The following is a 16,454-nucleotide window of genomic DNA, read 5'->3' as shown; positions in this document are numbered from 1 at the left end:
TTTTGAGATCAATTTATAAACACGAAAAACAGTTAGCAAGAAGGACTAGGACAAGATTTTTTCAAAAGTAAGAATTGTCCTAATTAACAAAAAACACTTAAGGAGTAAGTAGCATGAACCATCAAGAAATCGATGCTTTAGTTAAAAAAATGAACGTAGACACTGCAACTGGATCTGTAGATGCGCGTGTACAGCAAGTTGTTGTTCGTTTGGTTTCAGATTTATTTAAAGCAATTGAAGATCTAGACTTATCCCAATCAGAAGTTTGGAAAGGTCTTGAATATTTTACAGATGCAGGCCAAGCCAATGAACTTGGACTTCTTGCTGCAGGTCTAGGCTTAGAACATTTCTTAGACCTTCGTGCGGATGAAGCGGATGCTAGAGCCGGTATTACTGGCGGTACACCTCGTACCATCGAAGGCCCTCTTTATGTTGCTGGGGCACCTGAGTCTGTAGGCTTCGCACGTATGGACGATGGATCAGAACTAGATACAGTCGACACCTTATTTATTGAAGGTACTGTAACGGATGCTGAGGGAAATATTATTGAAGGTGCCAAAGTTGAAGTATGGCATGCCAACAGCTTAGGGAATTATTCCTTCTTTGATAAGTCTCAATCAGACTTTAATCTCCGTCGTACAATTTTTACTGATCAAGATGGTAAATATGTCGCTCAAACGACTATGCCAGTCGGTTATGGTTGCCCTCCAGAAGGGACCACCCAATTCGTTCTGAATAAACTTGGTCGTCATGGTAATCGCCCTTCTCATGTTCATTATTTCGTATCTGCACCTGGTTATCGCAAATTAACAACTCAATTCAATATTGAAGGTGATAAATACCTTTGGGATGACTTTGCATTTGCAACACGTGATGGCTTAGTTGCAACTGCTGTTGATGTTACTGATGAAGCAGAAATTGCACGTCGTGGTGTTGATAAACCATTTAAGTTCATTCAGTTCAACGTTGAACTTGTGAAAGACACTGAATCAGCACCTACGACTGAAATTGAGCGTCGCCGCGTAAGCGCTTAATTTGATCAAAGAATGGATAGCCCTCTCTATCCATTCTTTCCCTTCTTCATTGAATTATTACTAATCAATATTTATAAGATACTGATTAATAATGGTTTAAATACAAATTAATATTAGTTTGAGTGATTTTTATGATTGATAAATCAGCATCCTTACAAACAGCGCTTTCCCAAATTAAGGACGGTTCGACCATTATGATTGGCGGTTTCGGTACCGCAGGTCAGCCAGCTGAACTCATCGACGGCTTAATCGAACTGGGTATTAAAGACTTGGTCATCGTCAATAACAATGCAGGTAATGGCGATTATGGATTAGCAAATCTACTTAAAACTGGTGCTGTACGTAAAATTATTTGTTCTTTCCCACGCCAATCAGACTCTTGGGTGTTTGATGAACTGTACCGCGCTGGAAAAATTGAATTAGAGCTTGTACCGCAAGGGAATTTAGCCTGCCGTATACAAGCAGCAGGTATGGGTTTAGGTCCAATTTATACACCAACAGGTTTTGGTACATTGCTGGCTGAAGGTAAACCTACTCTGAATTATGAAGGTAAAGATTACGTTTTAGAAAATCCAATTAAAGCGGACTTTGCACTGATCAAGGCTTCTAAAGGCGACCGTTGGGGCAATCTTGTTTATCGAAAATCTGCCCGTAACTTCGGCCCAATCATGGCGATGGCGGCAGATGTGACCATTGCTCAAGTATCTGAAGTGGTTGAACTCGGTACACTCGATCCTGAACACATCATTACCCCGGGTATTTTTGTTCAACACGTTGTACAAGTACAGCCTGCACAGTAATCACGGATTAGGAGATAAAAGATGAGCTATACCAAACTGACCCGTGACCAGATCGCTGAACGTGTTGCCCAGGACATTCCAGATGGGGCTTATGTCAATTTAGGCATTGGCTTACCAACCAAAATTTCAAGTTATCTGCCTTCAGACAAAGATGTCTTCCTGCATTCTGAAAATGGCTTACTCGCTTTCGGTCCACCCCCTGCTCAAGAAGACCGTGATCCTGAACTGATCAATGCCGGTAAAGAATTCGTCACCATGCTTGAAGGCGGTGCTTTTTTCCATCACGGGGATTCTTTTGCGATGATGCGTGGTGGTCACTTAGATATCGCAGTCTTGGGGGCTTTCCAGGTCGCTGCAAATGGTGACCTGGCCAACTGGCATACCGGTGCACCGGATGCAATTCCTGCTGTTGGTGGGGCCATGGACTTAGCTGTAGGTGCTAAAAAAGTATTCATTACAACAGACCATGTGACCAAAAAAGGTGAACCCAAGATTGTGGCTGAGCTTTCATATCCTGCAACTGGTTTGAAATGTGTCGATCGGATCTATACCGACCTATGTGTGATTGATGTCACTGCTGATGGCATGAAAGTCATTGAAAAAGTCGAGGGCCTCTCATTTGAAGAATTACAGTCTATGACAGGTGCGAAACTGATTGATGCGACACAAAGTTAAGGGAAGAAAGATCATATGAAAAACGCATATATCATCGATGCTATCCGCACCCCTTTTGGCCGTTATGCGGGTGGACTGGCACCTGTTCGTACTGATGATCTTGGCGCGATCCCGATTAAAGCCTTGATGGAACGCAACCCAAGTATCAACTGGGAAAAAGTAGATGACGTCATCTATGGCTGTGCCAACCAGGCCGGTGAAGATAACCGCAACGTGGGTCGTATGTCAGCCCTGCTGGCAGGTGTGCCCTATCAGGTACCGGCAACTACGATTAACCGTCTATGCGGTTCATCACTCGATGCGGTAGCCATTGCTGCTCGTGCCATTAAAGCTGGTGAAGCGAATCTGATTGTGGCTGGTGGTGTGGAATCCATGTCACGTGCACCGCTGGTGATGGGTAAGTCTGAAACAGCTTATGGCCGGACTCAAAAGCTTGAAGATACCACCATGGGCTGGCGTTTTATCAATCCAAAACTGAAAGAACTGTATGGCGTGGAAACCATGCCACAAACCGCTGAAAACGTGGCAGCACAGTTCAATATCAACCGTGAAGATCAGGACAGGTTTGCCCTATCCAGCCAGCAACGTACCGCAGCAGCACAAGCCAAAGGTTTCTTTAAAAAAGAAATCGTGCCCATGGACATTCCTCAGCGTAAAGGCGAACCTGTCGTTGTTGATACTGATGAACATCCTCGTGCATCGACCACACTTGAAGGCTTAACCAAGCTGAAACCAGTCGTCGAAGCAGATGGTACGGTGACCGCAGGGAATGCATCGGGTATCAATGACGGTGCAGCGGCACTCTTGATCACATCAGATGAAGCCGTTCAACAATATGGTTTAAAACCACGTGCCAAAATCATTGGTGCAACCGTAGTGGGTGTTGAACCACGCATTATGGGCTTTGGTCCGGCACCGGCGATCAAAAAGCTGCTGGCTCAGACTGGGCTAACACTGGATCAGATGGATGTCATTGAACTGAACGAAGCCTTTGCTGCACAGGCACTCGCAGTGACCCGTGACTTAGGTCTGGTAGATGATGAAGCACGAGTAAACCCGAATGGTGGTGCGATTGCGATTGGCCATCCACTCGGTGCTTCCGGTGCGCGTCTAGTGACGACGGCGTTAAACCAGCTTGAACAAATTAGCGGTAAATATGCCCTCTGCTCCATGTGTATTGGCGTGGGTCAAGGTATCGCGCTGATTATTGAACGTGTTTAAAAAATCCTTCCTAACCCAAAGGAAGGAACTTTTAGAAGGATATAAAAGGAATAACAAATGCCAACATTTACATCGACTGATGCCCAGATCAATTACCAGACTTTCGGGAATGCCAGCAAACCTGCATTGGTATTTTCCAATTCACTGGGTACCAAATACAGTATGTGGCAGCCACAGATTGAACATTTCCAGCAGGATTATTACGTAATATGCTATGACACTCGTGGTCATGGTGCATCTTCTGCACCACAAGGCCCATATAGCCTGGAGCAGCTGGGTCAGGATGTCGTGAATCTACTGGATCATTTGGACATTACAAAAGCAGCATTCTGTGGTATTTCTATGGGTGGCTTAACCGGTCAATGGTTAGCGATTCATAAGCCAGAACGTTTTAGTCAGGTGATTGTCTGCAATACCGCAGCCAAAATTGGCCAGGAACAGGCATGGCAAGACCGTGCTGTTCTTGTCCGTGAGCAAGGTCTTACTCCGATTGCTGTAACTGCGGCATCACGCTGGTTTACCGATCCCTTTATCCAGAGCAATCCGGCAGTCGTTGCAGAACTTTCAAACGACCTCGAAGCTGGCAGCCCAGAAGGCTATGCAAACTGCTGTGAAGCTCTGGGTAAAGCGGATGTCCGTGATCAATTAAACAGTATCACCGTGCCTGTATTGATTGTTGCTGGTCAACAAGACCCTGTGACTACCATTGCAGATGGCCAGTTTATGCAGCAACGTATTGCGAATAGCCAGCTATATGGAATAGACGCCTCGCATATTTCCAATATTGAACAGCCAGAAGCCTTTAATCAGGCAGTAAAAGAATTTATTTCAGTCTGATTAATTGTAGAAAATCAAAAAGCCACGGAATATCGCGGCCTTTTGATTATTATAGATACAGGTATTTAATCAGGCTCAGATCACAAGAATCTTAACGTAAAATGCATCACTCTTTCACGAGGTTCGAAATAGTACAATGCCAATGCCGTAATATAAGGCTCTGCCGGTGGAAAAACGAACAAGAAAAATGCCAGCATATCTACAGTGGTGCTAACTGTTCGAAAGACACTACGCCATGCCTACAAATGCAGCCCTTAAAGTAAAGAATAGCCCGCTAGTTGTCTTTAAATCAGGTGCCATTCTCCTAAAAGAAAATTAATTCTATGTCTTAGCGGAATTACTAACTAATTAAAAAAAAGGAATGTACTCGAATAGCTAAAAGTTTTCTTTGTATTTATGAATAATAAAAATTATTTACCTTTATTAGTCAAAATAAAACGTGAATATGGTACTAACCTTGCTTAATAAATAGGGATAGAGATAAACACTTAAATGAGCATTTGTATATTGTTTAAAGTATGTAATTAGACTCTAAGTCTAATTGCACTACTGCACAATTTGCTGCATTATCGAATACAATAACAACAAGTGTTGTGAAGATCAAACATACCTCTACCAGATAGCCGGACGCCATCCAAGGTAAGGAACATAATGAACAGCTTGAATTATTATCAAACCATTTTTGATAAAGCGGGTGATGCTATTTTCGTGCATGATATCGGCAGTGTCGAATTCATGGACGTAAATGAAGCAGCTGAAAACCTCACCGGTTACAGTAAATCCGAATTAACAAAAATGAGTGTAGAAAAAATCAGCGCGCATAGCCATGGGTTTGATTTTTATCATGCATTAAAAAAGGTTCAACAGGCTGCTAGCCATGAAGCGATTACTTTTGAGTGGATCATCCAAGCTCAAGATCAACGACAAATTCCTGTTGAAGTTTGCCTAAAAACAGTTGAAATTGAACATCAACCTAAGTTATTAGCACTTGTCCGCAATATTAGCGAAATCAAAAAGTATCAATATGCTCTACAGTCTAAAGATCAATATTTCAAAATGCTGCTTGAGCATTCGGGAGATGGAATTGCTATTCTCGACTTACAAGGCAAACTACTTTATGCCAGCCCATCATTACAAGGTATTCTTGGTTATCGAGATCGCTTTGTACTCAATAAGAATGTGTTAACTGCAATTCATCCTGATGATCGTATTAAAGTCAGACAGCTTCTATTTAAAAAAACAGAACAAGGTGCACTTAGTGTGATTCATTACAAAATCTTGCACCACAATGGAAAATGGCGACACCACGAGGCAACCTATCGTAACTTATTAGATCACCCTGATATTCAGGGCATATTGGTGAATTATCGTGATATCACTGAGCGTATTGAGGCTGAAGAAAAAGCACGTGCTCGAGAAAAGCAACTTGGTCATATGTCACGTTGCAAAACTATGGGTGAGTTAGCTACCGCACTTGCACATGAATTAAATCAACCACTTGCTGCACTCAATAATTATGTCGGAGGCAGTATTATTCGCATTCAAAACGGTTTAGCCAACTCACAAGAGACACTTGATGCCCTCAATGCTGCGTTAAATCAAACACATCGCGTCAATGGTATTATTCACAGCATGCGAAGTTTTTTGCGTAAAGGTGAGGCGAATTTTCAGATTCATTCTGTGAATCATCTTATTCAAGAGTTACATCCTTTGATTAACCTTAAAGCTGATCAAGGTGGATGTACCATACATTATGAATTAAGTGTTTCACCTATTTTTATATCAGCAGATGAAACGCTCTTTAGCCAAGTCATTATCAATCTCGTCTTTAATGCGGTCGATGCTCTACAAAATAATCCCGAAGGTGAAAGGGACATTTATATCCGCACTTGGCAACATAACCAACATGCTCGAATTGCAATTGCAGATAATGGGCCTGGACTCGAAGGGCAAAATCCAGAACAAATTTTTGAATCTTTCTATTCAAGTAAAAACAACAGCATGGGTATTGGCTTAACTCTGTCTCGAAGCATCATTGAAAACCATCATGGTTATTTATGGGTCTGTGAAGGTGAGTCTGGTGCCATTTTTAATATCTCTTTAGCAGCACAGGAGCGTGCAAAATGTATTTAACTAATTCTCATGTTCCCGAGCCCATTGTGTATGTGATAGATGATGATCAAGACATTTGTAATTCACTCACATGGTTGCTTGATTCAGTGCAACTCGAAACTAAAACATTCAATAGTGCTACTGAATTCCTGAATTTTCAGCGCCCGCAAACGCCTGCATGTTTAATCCTTGATATTCGTATGCGAGGGATGAGTGGCTTGCAACTACAACAACAATTGAATCAACAAAAAATCCGTATGCCAATCATTTTCATGACTGGTCACGGCGACATTCCAATGTCGGTCAATGCGATGAAAACTGGGGCATTTGATTTTTTAGAAAAACCTTTTAATCCACAGCATATGCTTAATCAAATCCAAGCCTGTCTGCAACTTGCTGAACAAGACTTTATTGAAGAAGAAAAACGTCAAGAACAGATGATTAAATTGAAATCTTTATCACCAAGAGAAAGTGAGATTATCAATTTATTGGTCGATGGACTTTCGAGTAAACATATCGCACAAATGTTGAATATCAGCCATAAAACAGTAGAAATTCACCGCACTCATATTCGTCAGAAATTAGGAACTGAATCTATCGCACAGATCGTCAATATGGTCTTGATGTGTCGTGATCGCTCAATACCGGCGATGGGTTAACCATCGCCTGAGCGAGAGAAAAATGATATCTTCGATTAAAAGAAACGATCAAAATGAATTTGTTGGTGTGGAATACCTACTTGATGGGCCAATTGTTCAATTGATTTCACCATCGGTGGCGGACCTGCACAATAAATTTCATGCTCAATCAAATGTTCTCCTAATACATCTTGAATCACTTCATGAATAAACCCCGAACGGATACCTTCAATGAATTGAGAGGAGGTTGCAGGTACATAATTGAGGCGTTCCCCTAATTCTGTCCAGTCACGTAATTGATTTTCAGTAAACAAATCACGTTGCTCACGTCCACCATGGAAAAACCAGACTTTGTGATGTTGTAAATGTGGATTGACTGCAACGCCACGAGCAATCGCTAACATGGGGGCAAGACCTGAACCGCCTGCCACACAGACAATCGGACGAGGTTGTTCTTGTAAATGTGCTAAACCGTATGGGCCATCAATTTGAATATCGGCCTTTTCACGTAACTGTTCATCAAATAATAGATTGGTCATTTTACCATCAGGAACACGGCGGATTTGGAAGACCCATAATCCATCATCATTCGGGAGATTGGACATCGAATAGGCACGAAGTAACTCTTGATTCACCCAAACCAAGGCATATTGTCCTGGGATAAATTGTGCAGGTTCATCGGACTGCAAATGCACTTCCAAAATATCGTGAGTCACCAATTGCACATGTTTAAGCTTCACTTTTTGTAATTTTGGAATCACTTTGGGTACGCATTTTTCATCTAAACGAAGCTTAATCACGCAATCCGATTTAGGACGACATTGACACGCCAGTAACCGACCTTTACGTTTATCACGATCGCTTAATCCAGGTGCATCTGCCCATAAATTTTCCACTTCGCCTGACAGGACTTCGATTTTACACGTTCCGCAACCACCCGCATTACATTCGTAAGGAATGCCTAGCCCTTCACGTAAACCACCACGGAGCAATACATCATCCGCTGCGCAGTTGAATGTGCCCTGACCTTCGATTTGAATTTTATACATCGGCATCACTCCACCAAATAAACTTTGTCTTCACGCACGATGGATTGATAGGTTTTCAGTGGAATCGTACATGGCGCCCCACAAGGTTCACCTGTTTTGATATCGAATGCACCTGCATGAAATGGGCACTCCACTTCACAGCCATCAATTTCACCATCTGCCAATGATGCATCACCATGTGTACAGGTATCATCGGTGACATAGAACTCGCCATCTTCTAAATGAAATACTGCCAATGGCGGATAACCATCAATGATGACTTGTAGTCCCTCACCCTGTTCCACATCAGAGGTTGAACACAAAAATTTCTCAGCAACATTGGTCATTTTAATGTTCATTGGCTTAACTCCTCTATGGGTGAATCTGTGGCTTCAGGACCTAAAATGTGATAACCACCATCGGCATGAATCACACTACCTGTGAGTAATTTTGCTTTCGGGCTACACAATAAACTTAAGGCTTGTGCAACTTCCTCTGCATCCGCAATACGTCCTAACACATGGAAACGTCCTGCCACGAGGTCCGTCTTGGTACGGTCTCCACCAGAGATCATTTGCATTGGTACGGACCAAGTCCAACCTAATGAGAGTGCATGTACACGAATTCCATCTTGCGCTAGATCCAGTGCCATACTTTGTGTGAGTTGCTCTAAAGTTGCTTTAGACGCTGGATAGACCCAGCGTTCTTTTTGTGCAATACGTGCGCTTACGCTGCTGATATTAATTACTGCACCATCGGTACTTTTTTTCAAAAGTGGTCGACATGCTTGTACTAATGCTGCGTGACCAAATACCGTGACATTGAACGTGTTTTGCCAATCTTGACGAGTAGATTCAGATCCATGATCTTCATACAAACACGCTAGGTTAACCAAGATGTCTAACTGAGTGAGTTTTCCACTTAAGTTACGAATACTTTCATCATTAGCGAGATCTAAAAACTCATATTGCGCTTGGGTTGCATCTGCCACTTGCTGACCTTGCGTCTGATTAATATCGGCAATAATGACCTGTGCGCCTAAGCTTTTTAATTCTTGCACCACGGCTTGACCAATATGCGTTGCACCACCTGTCACCAGTACCACTTTGCCATTTAAGTCTGTCATGAAACCTCCTGATACTCAGGCCATTCATTAAATTGACCTTTGCAAAACAACAGTGGACGTTGATTACTGTGACGACATTGCTCAATTTTTCCTAAGAAAATTTGATGATCACCTGCTTCAATTTGTTGAGCTCTTTTACAAATAAATTGCACTACACAATCTTCTAAAACAGGAGCTTTTGAAGCTTGAATATTCCACGTACCATACTGAAATTTATCTGCTATTGGCTTAGCGAAGTTCAAACCTACTTCCTGCTGATGTGCACCTAAAATATTAATGGCGAAGTATTCAGCACTTTCAAAAATAGATCGGCTTGGAGAATGATTGACTAAACTCCATAACACCAATGCAGGATCTAAAGACACTGAACTAAAGGAATTAATCGTCAACCCTACAGGTTGTTGATCTTGGTCTAAGCAAGTGACAATCGCGACACCAGTGGCAAAACCGCCGAAGGCCTGCCGAAGCGCTTTCGCTTCAGCTAGGTCAACGTCCTGCCACAAAACTTCAGGCAGCTGCATGTTGAAACTCCTCACGTGACAGATATTCTTTAGCCCCTTCTGCACCATCTACGGCTGGCCAGAAACCGCATGGGTTGTTGAAATGCCCCATAAAGTCATCCGCAATCGCTTGGTTCTGCGAGGCTGCAGCTAATACTTGTAATAAGCTCTCACTTGGTGGATTTAACAATAGATTCGTGAATTCAGTCGTATAGCGACCTGACTTTTCCCAGAATTGCTCGAATACTTCTGTCATCCAATCTGCACTAAAGTCTTCATCACCTCGTGCTAAAATCGCAGCTAAATAATGCTCCACCATACGGGTTGCATTGTTTGCGCCTTGTCCTGCGATTGGATCATTTACAATGACAGTGTCTCCAATCCCCCAAATTTTTGCACCGTTATCTAAGGTTGCAACAGGATCTCGAACTTCAGGGCGGAATGCACCTTTGAGCCATGTGTTTGGATCACTTAATTCCATATTATCGACCATACGGAAGCTTTGATCTGGTGTTACTTTGGCAACCGCTTCTTTCATGCGTTGGACCATTTCTTCGCCAGATGTCACATCATCGAAGATATCCATTGGACCATTCGGTACACATTCAAATAAGAAACTACGACATGGACCATGCGTGTGACTATAGAATGGCATACTGAAGTATTCGCCTGCACCTGCAACAAAATTAAAATGCAAAGTCTGAGATGGTTGACCTTGCCAACTGTTTGGACCGCATAAATCATCACCGACGACGAGTGCTGCAGCCAATTTGCGAGGAGGAGTGTGATGTACTGAGCGTGATTCGTTGCGTTTGAATAAACTGGTGATATTGCCCTTACCTGCTGCCAAAATCGTCAGATCATTTTCAACAGTGATTACTTCCAAATCTTCTGGACTGACATTTTGAATGATGAGCTTGCCACCACGGCGCGGATATTCCTCTAACCAACGGTGATATTTGGTTCGTTGGTCCATGGCAATACCGTCATTATCATGTAAAAAACCTGTCACAGGTAACATGATATCGCCGTTTGGTGCACGAAAATCGACATGCAATGCTTGAGCACGATGCGCTTTCCCATCCCAGAAATTCAAACCAAGTTTGCGTTCAAACTCTAATGTATTGGCGAAGAACATCGTGGTACTGACCATACGACCGTGTAACAATTCATCCGCAGGGCGATCTACATATAAAGTGACATCATATTTATTTTCGAGTAGCGAGAACGCGAGTAATAAGCCTGCTTGTCCACCACCGATAATTGCGATTTTTCTCATCTTGAATTCCCCTTAGGCCGTACTGATACAGTGCCTATATTGCTGTGTTCGGATAAGGTTGATTGAAGGTCAAATTCAATTCGACACGATCAAATTTCCATTCACCCTGCTCATTCCGACTTACTTCTGTTTTATAAAATCCACCTAAGCAACAGGTCGTTGCAGGTTTAACTTGATCTGTTGCTGCTGTTGTTGATTCCTCGGCTAAATTACAGACTTCCCATAACATCCAAGTTGCCTTTGCATGGTCTTGATCTAGGAGCTGTATATCGGGCATGGCCATAATATGTAAGCTCCATAACACTTGAGCCTCTGCAATATTGGACAATGCCTCTAAAATATTTTGACGTCCTTGATACTCCCCAAAACCCTTAGCACACCAAACGGCATTTTGGTGAAATACATGCTGTAAAATGGCTGAATTGTTGCGCTGATCAGCCGCTGTTGCATAGCGACCGATCAGGCCACGAATCGCCTCGCAGGCCTCCAGATAATGCAAACGCTGTTCTAGATTGTGCTGGCTCATCCTGTATTCCTCTTAAACGTTGACCACGTCACCAGTTTCATAAATGAAACGGTTCTCCGCAAATGCATACGGTACGCCAACTGAACCCTTATAAAGCTCGATGTGTGGTGCAACTTCAGCAAAGCTGAGACTTAACCAATACAACTTATGAAGCTCTTCAGGTAAGGTCCCTAGGGCATATTGATCGAGTGCGGCAAGTAACTTGCGCATTTCGGGCAAAATAGCATCGTAAAATGCTTGCAATTCTTCTTTGGTTGAGTTCAAACGCGCTTCATGGCGTTGCTTACCCGTTCCTAAAGCCCATTTCGCAACAAAAGGTTCTAAGCTTGCAAAGTCAGCTGGCAACTGTGAAATGATGTTTGACATGTGCATTCTCCTTATGCGCGATTTAAATATTGTTCAAGTACGTGGTAACCGTGACGAATCAAGATCTCTTCATCTTGAAGGTGCATCACTTTTTTCGCTTTAGATTCAAGGGCTGCTTGAGTGTCTTCCATGGTTGCGGTGTCTTCTAACCAAGCGTTACGTTGTAAGATTTGTGCAAATTCTTGTGCCCAACGCTCCGAATAAGTTTTCGCTTTAGGAATGTAATAACGACCTTCCCAACGTGTTTGATTGTGCCCAACTGGCCAGAATTGATGCGTAAACCACACCCCTTCAGTCACATGCACCAAAATATTTGGGAAAATGACAGACAGTTCGAAAGAGAAGTCATCACGGTCATTTGGATTGACTGTTTTTGGTAACTGAACACGTTCATAGTGATTGACTAAAGAGGCACCTGTAATCTCGCCCGACAATGCTGCAGCAGGTTTTGGATTGGCATTCTTGGTCAGACACACTGCACAAGTACGGTGATCACCAAACAACTGTACTTCCTGTAAGCCTGAAGCAAAGACATTCGGGAAAGAGCCAGCATGAATGGTTGCAACGTGATAGGCTTCTGCAAACGCGTCATGTGCCACTTTCCAGTTACAATTCAATAAGGTGTTATAAGCAAAGCACTCTTCCATTTCATGAAAAGGGTAACCCCCTAAATGTTTACCCATATCACCTAAGAACTCTTCAACAGATTGTGTCCCTTCATTATCCAAATTGATGAAGATAAAGCCTTCCCAAACTTGAGTACGAATAGGCGCCAAACCGTTATGACCTTTATCAAAACAAGAAGTGAATTTTTCTTCTTCCGGCACGCTGACCAAATCACCTTTAGCATCGTAAACCCAGCCATGGAAACGACATGTCACGACTGCGGCTTTGTTTGAACCAAAGGTTTCATTGCCAGTCTCCACCACAACTTTATTGCCACGGTGTGAACAAATATTATGAAATCCACGGATTTCACCATCTTTGCCATGCATTAAAATAACTGAGGTTTTAGCAAAATCTAAGCGTTTAACTTTGTAGTCACCTTTATTTGGTATTTCTTCTACACGCCCCACTTTCAACCAGACTTTTGAGAAAACCTTTTCAATTTCCTCTTGATAGATCTCTGGTGAAATACATGGTTCAGTTGGAATAGGCTCAATACCAAGTTCTGGATATAAATCGCCCCAACGAAGTTTTGCATTACTGTTCATATGACACTCCTGTTCAAGTTTTCGTTTCTAAGTTTTAATTTCAGTAAATTTCATGCTTATTTACGAACAGCGTTTGAAACATGCCAATCAAACGCCGATCACGTGATGAATTAAAGTCGGTAATGTTCGCGAACTAAGTTTGCGATCCCCAGTTTTTCTAAAATTGGCATTGGGCATAAGAAGGTTGCACGTACCATTCCTGGTAAACGGCTGATTTCGATAGAGCCTGTAATGGTGCAACGGTTCATGACCTCATCCACACTTAAACCTGTGACTTTTGCCGCTCGATTTAAAGCATTGTCTGTTGCATCATTAAGGTTCTTACCTGTTCCCATAAATGTGATTGGACCACTTTCCTCAATTTCAGTTTGTCCCCAACGTGCACCTAAAGCTTTCACTTTTTCACGCTCTTCCTTGGTAAATGGACGTGCCATTGGTGGTAAGTCATCTGGTGCTTGAAGCAAAATTGGACCATCAATGGTTAAGCCTTTAATCACTTCCACTTGTAATTCTGTTTCGCCTGAAACGTCCGTGGCATGTCCTGCAATTTCACCATTGCCTTGTTGCGCATGCATATCCCCCATGTAGACACCTGCACCTGGTACTTTCACAGGACAAATCAAAATACAGCCTGGACGAATCGAATTGGTATCCATGTGACCGTCTGTTTTGGCTGCGATAAGTTCTTCTTCAGTCATTCCGAATTTATGCGGTGCATCAATCAAATACTGACCAAAGTCGTGGCAGTTGTGAGAGTCTGGTAAGTCACGTGAAGGTGTCGTACCAATATTTCCGAGGAATGGACGCATATGCGCAGCAACCCCAGGCATATCAGCACGTGCAAGCGACAAGATTGAATGTTGCGCTGCATGTTCAGGCAGTGCAGAAAGCTCATTGGCATTGCCTGCTAACTTGTTGGCAATCTCTTGATTGACCGTCAAGCTCACTTTGTTTTCTTCATCCAACACAATCACATAACCATGTGAAAAGCGAAAAGCACTGACTTCTGCCCCACAGTTTTTACAGTGAATCGCATCTTCACCAATTCCTTCTACATAACTTGCTGGTTGCTCTGTACCACATGCTTCACAGTATTTCGCAACAAACGGATCGCCTTTATAACGCCCTTCAACAAATTGCATCACACCCGATGAGGTTGCTGTAGAAGTGACATGCATATCCTTAATCTTTAAAGCGACAGCATCACCTACCTCTGCACCTTCAATAAAGACAGGGAGTGTCACTTCATGACCACCTTGGAATGCAGGTGTAATCATTGGACCCCAACAGCCAGGCGGTGTGCCTGTTTTTAACGTTCCACCATTTTTTAAAGGTCCCAGCATACGTTGGCTTGGTCCCACAATACCGCCTGAAAACTCATTCACCACTAAATAATCGACAGCTCCAGCACTGCCTGCTGCATATTCTTGATTCTCAATTTTCATGGCCTTACCTCTATATGCTTGCTCTAATGTTTAGGTAACAATGTTTTAAAATGGGATGGTGATATCAATTGCGAACTTCTGACCTTCTGGTCGGTTTTCAACATCAAATTCTTTTTGATATTTCGCTGCGATTGCATACCCTTTAGGGAATTGATAGCGAACTTGCGGACCTATGCTGGCTGCTTTAGCTTTAAAGTCACCTAAAACAGCACCTTCACCTGAGTCACCTTCAATCTGACGATGTACATAACCACCAACACCAACCGCCAAAGGTCCCATGTGTTTCGCGACTAAGTAATCGACATGCAAAGCGTTGCCCGATTCATATTTGGTATCCTTATTCTCGAAATTGATGTCGTACATCCACTTTGTACTGACTTCGATACCTTGTTTATTTAAGTATGTGGTCGAGATAATTGGTTGAATGGTGTAATAGTTACGTCCAATATTCGCGAGTCTATTTTTGTTGTAAGAGCCAACTGGAATATAAAAGTCGATACCTGTCGCTACATGCCAATCTCCTTTATGCCAACCCAATAAGAATGGATCGATAATGAGATCACCCATTGCCATGTGATCATCTTGACGACCACCTAATGTAAGATCTGCATGGGCATATACAAGGAATGCATGCATGCCCCATGTCGCGCCTAAAAATGTTTTGTCACTGACATAGACACCACGAGCAACTGTGGCAAAAGTATCAATTTTAAAATCATCAAATACTGGATGATCATTTTTAAATTTATCTGCGTTGTAGTATTGGTTATAACTGACGAGATACATCCCAGGTGGTGGCATTGCTCCACCAAAAAAACTCTCTGTTCCATCAGGATAAGCACTTCCGCCATTTTCAGCGGCAAGCGCTAAACTTGCACTACTGAAAAGACATGTGGTCAATGCCACTGTTTTCAGATATTTTCTTACCATTTACAGCATTCCCCTAATTTCTAAAGTCTTTGTTTATCGGTCTTTAAGCTCATGACTTAATCTAGACCTGAAACATGGCAGGAAAATATAAGGATGAATCTGTGCTTTTATCAGGCAAAAGCTAAGGAGTAATAGTCAAAATCGTGTAATGTGATAAGAAAAAAACTGACAGAATCTATAAGAATACTTATTTGTATAGGTAGATATACCTATGATCAGCAATGACTAATTGAACCACACCTGATTTGTCGGAGACCTTTTGTCCTAAGAAAATGTCCGATAAAACCGGCTTTGTTGCACAAAGCTGTTCTTAAGCGCTTCTTCGGCAATATAATTTCCAAATGAAGAAGCCTACACACAAAATCTACCGCACAACCAATTGGCCCGCATATAATCGAGCTCTCATTAATAGTGGGAATATTGCCATTTGGTTCGATCCAAAAACACAATGGTATGCAGAACCTCAAGGCAAACAAGGTCGAAGTCAAACCTACTCCGACATAGCGATTCAATGCTGTTTGATGATCAAATCTCTATTTAGACTCACTTTACGCATGGTTACTGGTTTTGTTCAAAGCTTAATTAAAGTTTGCGGATTAGATTGGACAGCACCAGACTTCACGACGCTTTGTAGAAGAAAAAAGTATGTTGATATTCAAATTAGCTACCAGAAAAGTCGTGATGGGTTACACTGAACCGTACCGGGTTTGTCGGAGACCAACT

Annotated in this window: 17 protein-coding genes and 1 pseudogene; 8 read left to right on the top strand and 10 right to left on the bottom strand. The window is 42.5% G+C overall.

The window, feature by feature from the left end; all coding sequences use genetic code 11:
- The first annotated feature begins 113 nt into the window (after window positions 1-113).
- The 7 genes from catA to FTT89_RS02310 all read left to right on the top strand — a co-directional run bounded on the left by catA (window position 114) and on the right by FTT89_RS02310 (window position 7,338).
- Window positions 114-1,034: a catechol 1,2-dioxygenase gene (gene catA, locus FTT89_RS02340; RefSeq protein ID WP_180037007.1), complete on the top strand. Its 921-nt coding sequence runs from the start codon at window positions 114-116 to the stop codon at window positions 1,032-1,034.
- Between the two features lie 131 nt (window positions 1,035-1,165).
- The gene (locus FTT89_RS02335; RefSeq protein ID WP_180037006.1) at window positions 1,166-1,834 is read left to right on the top strand and encodes a 3-oxoacid CoA-transferase subunit A; all 669 of its coding nucleotides are present in this window, start codon (window positions 1,166-1,168) and stop codon (window positions 1,832-1,834) included.
- A 21-nt stretch (window positions 1,835-1,855) separates the two neighbouring features.
- Complete coding sequence (locus FTT89_RS02330; RefSeq protein ID WP_180037005.1) at window positions 1,856-2,509, top strand: 3-oxoacid CoA-transferase subunit B; 654 nt, start codon at window positions 1,856-1,858, stop codon at window positions 2,507-2,509.
- 15 nt (window positions 2,510-2,524) lie between these two features.
- Complete coding sequence (gene pcaF, locus FTT89_RS02325) at window positions 2,525-3,730, top strand: 3-oxoadipyl-CoA thiolase (protein WP_180172656.1); 1,206 nt, start codon at window positions 2,525-2,527, stop codon at window positions 3,728-3,730.
- Between the two features lie 57 nt (window positions 3,731-3,787).
- The gene (gene pcaD, locus FTT89_RS02320) at window positions 3,788-4,567 is read left to right on the top strand and encodes a 3-oxoadipate enol-lactonase (RefSeq protein ID WP_180172655.1); all 780 of its coding nucleotides are present in this window, start codon (window positions 3,788-3,790) and stop codon (window positions 4,565-4,567) included.
- 651 nt (window positions 4,568-5,218) lie between these two features.
- Window positions 5,219-6,700, top strand: a complete 1,482-nt coding sequence (locus FTT89_RS02315) for a PAS domain S-box protein (RefSeq protein ID WP_180037002.1) — start codon at window positions 5,219-5,221, stop codon at window positions 6,698-6,700.
- Window positions 6,691-7,338 (top strand): response regulator transcription factor, encoded by a 648-nt coding sequence (locus tag FTT89_RS02310; protein WP_180037001.1) that lies wholly within the window; start codon window positions 6,691-6,693, stop codon window positions 7,336-7,338. Before FTT89_RS02315 ends, FTT89_RS02310 begins: the two co-directional genes overlap by 10 nt.
- Before the next feature lie 35 nt (window positions 7,339-7,373).
- Here FTT89_RS02310 and FTT89_RS02305 read toward each other — a convergent pair whose 3' ends face one another.
- From FTT89_RS02305 to FTT89_RS02260, 10 genes are all read right to left on the bottom strand, one after another.
- Complete coding sequence (locus tag FTT89_RS02305) at window positions 7,374-8,366, bottom strand: 2Fe-2S iron-sulfur cluster-binding protein (RefSeq protein WP_218946837.1); 993 nt, start codon at window positions 8,364-8,366, stop codon at window positions 7,374-7,376.
- A 5-nt stretch (window positions 8,367-8,371) separates the two neighbouring features.
- A complete protein-coding gene (locus tag FTT89_RS02300) occupies window positions 8,372-8,704 on the bottom strand; it encodes a non-heme iron oxygenase ferredoxin subunit (protein ID WP_168379990.1) in 333 nt (110 codons plus the stop codon).
- A complete protein-coding gene (locus FTT89_RS02295) occupies window positions 8,701-9,471 on the bottom strand; it encodes an SDR family oxidoreductase (protein WP_168379991.1) in 771 nt (256 codons plus the stop codon). Before FTT89_RS02295 ends, FTT89_RS02300 begins: the two co-directional genes overlap by 4 nt.
- Window positions 9,468-9,992, bottom strand: a complete 525-nt coding sequence (locus tag FTT89_RS02290) for a flavin reductase family protein (RefSeq protein ID WP_168379992.1) — start codon at window positions 9,990-9,992, stop codon at window positions 9,468-9,470. Before FTT89_RS02290 ends, FTT89_RS02295 begins: the two co-directional genes overlap by 4 nt.
- A complete protein-coding gene (locus tag FTT89_RS02285) occupies window positions 9,979-11,250 on the bottom strand; it encodes a styrene monooxygenase/indole monooxygenase family protein (RefSeq protein ID WP_180036999.1) in 1,272 nt (423 codons plus the stop codon). The genes FTT89_RS02290 and FTT89_RS02285 overlap by 14 nt, the downstream gene beginning before the upstream one ends.
- Window positions 11,251-11,284: 34 nt before the next feature.
- Window positions 11,285-11,776, bottom strand: a complete 492-nt coding sequence (locus tag FTT89_RS02280) for a nuclear transport factor 2 family protein (RefSeq protein ID WP_180036998.1) — start codon at window positions 11,774-11,776, stop codon at window positions 11,285-11,287.
- 12 nt (window positions 11,777-11,788) lie between these two features.
- On the bottom strand, window positions 11,789-12,142 hold the full coding sequence (locus tag FTT89_RS02275) for a hypothetical protein (protein ID WP_179998700.1): 354 nt from the start codon (window positions 12,140-12,142) through the stop codon (window positions 11,789-11,791).
- Window positions 12,143-12,153: 11 nt separating this feature from the next.
- The gene (locus tag FTT89_RS02270) at window positions 12,154-13,356 is read right to left on the bottom strand and encodes an aromatic ring-hydroxylating dioxygenase subunit alpha (RefSeq protein ID WP_180036997.1); all 1,203 of its coding nucleotides are present in this window, start codon (window positions 13,354-13,356) and stop codon (window positions 12,154-12,156) included.
- 110 nt (window positions 13,357-13,466) lie between these two features.
- Window positions 13,467-14,801: an acetamidase/formamidase family protein gene (locus tag FTT89_RS02265; RefSeq protein WP_180036996.1), complete on the bottom strand. Its 1,335-nt coding sequence runs from the start codon at window positions 14,799-14,801 to the stop codon at window positions 13,467-13,469.
- Window positions 14,802-14,846: 45 nt separating this feature from the next.
- A complete protein-coding gene (locus FTT89_RS02260) occupies window positions 14,847-15,731 on the bottom strand; it encodes a transporter (protein WP_180036995.1) in 885 nt (294 codons plus the stop codon).
- Between the two features lie 341 nt (window positions 15,732-16,072).
- On the opposite strand from FTT89_RS02260, the pseudogene FTT89_RS02255 reads away from it, so the two are divergent.
- Window positions 16,073-16,423: pseudogene (locus FTT89_RS02255) on the top strand (transposase); the annotation flags it as partial.
- Window positions 16,424-16,454: the final 31 nt, after the last annotated feature.

The sequence above is a fragment of the Acinetobacter sp. YH01025 genome, assembly GCF_013420185.1.
GTDB lineage: Bacteria > Pseudomonadota > Gammaproteobacteria > Pseudomonadales > Moraxellaceae > Acinetobacter > Acinetobacter indicus.
Note: the sequence above shows the minus strand (reverse complement) of the source record. Positions and strands in the feature narration are given on the sequence as shown.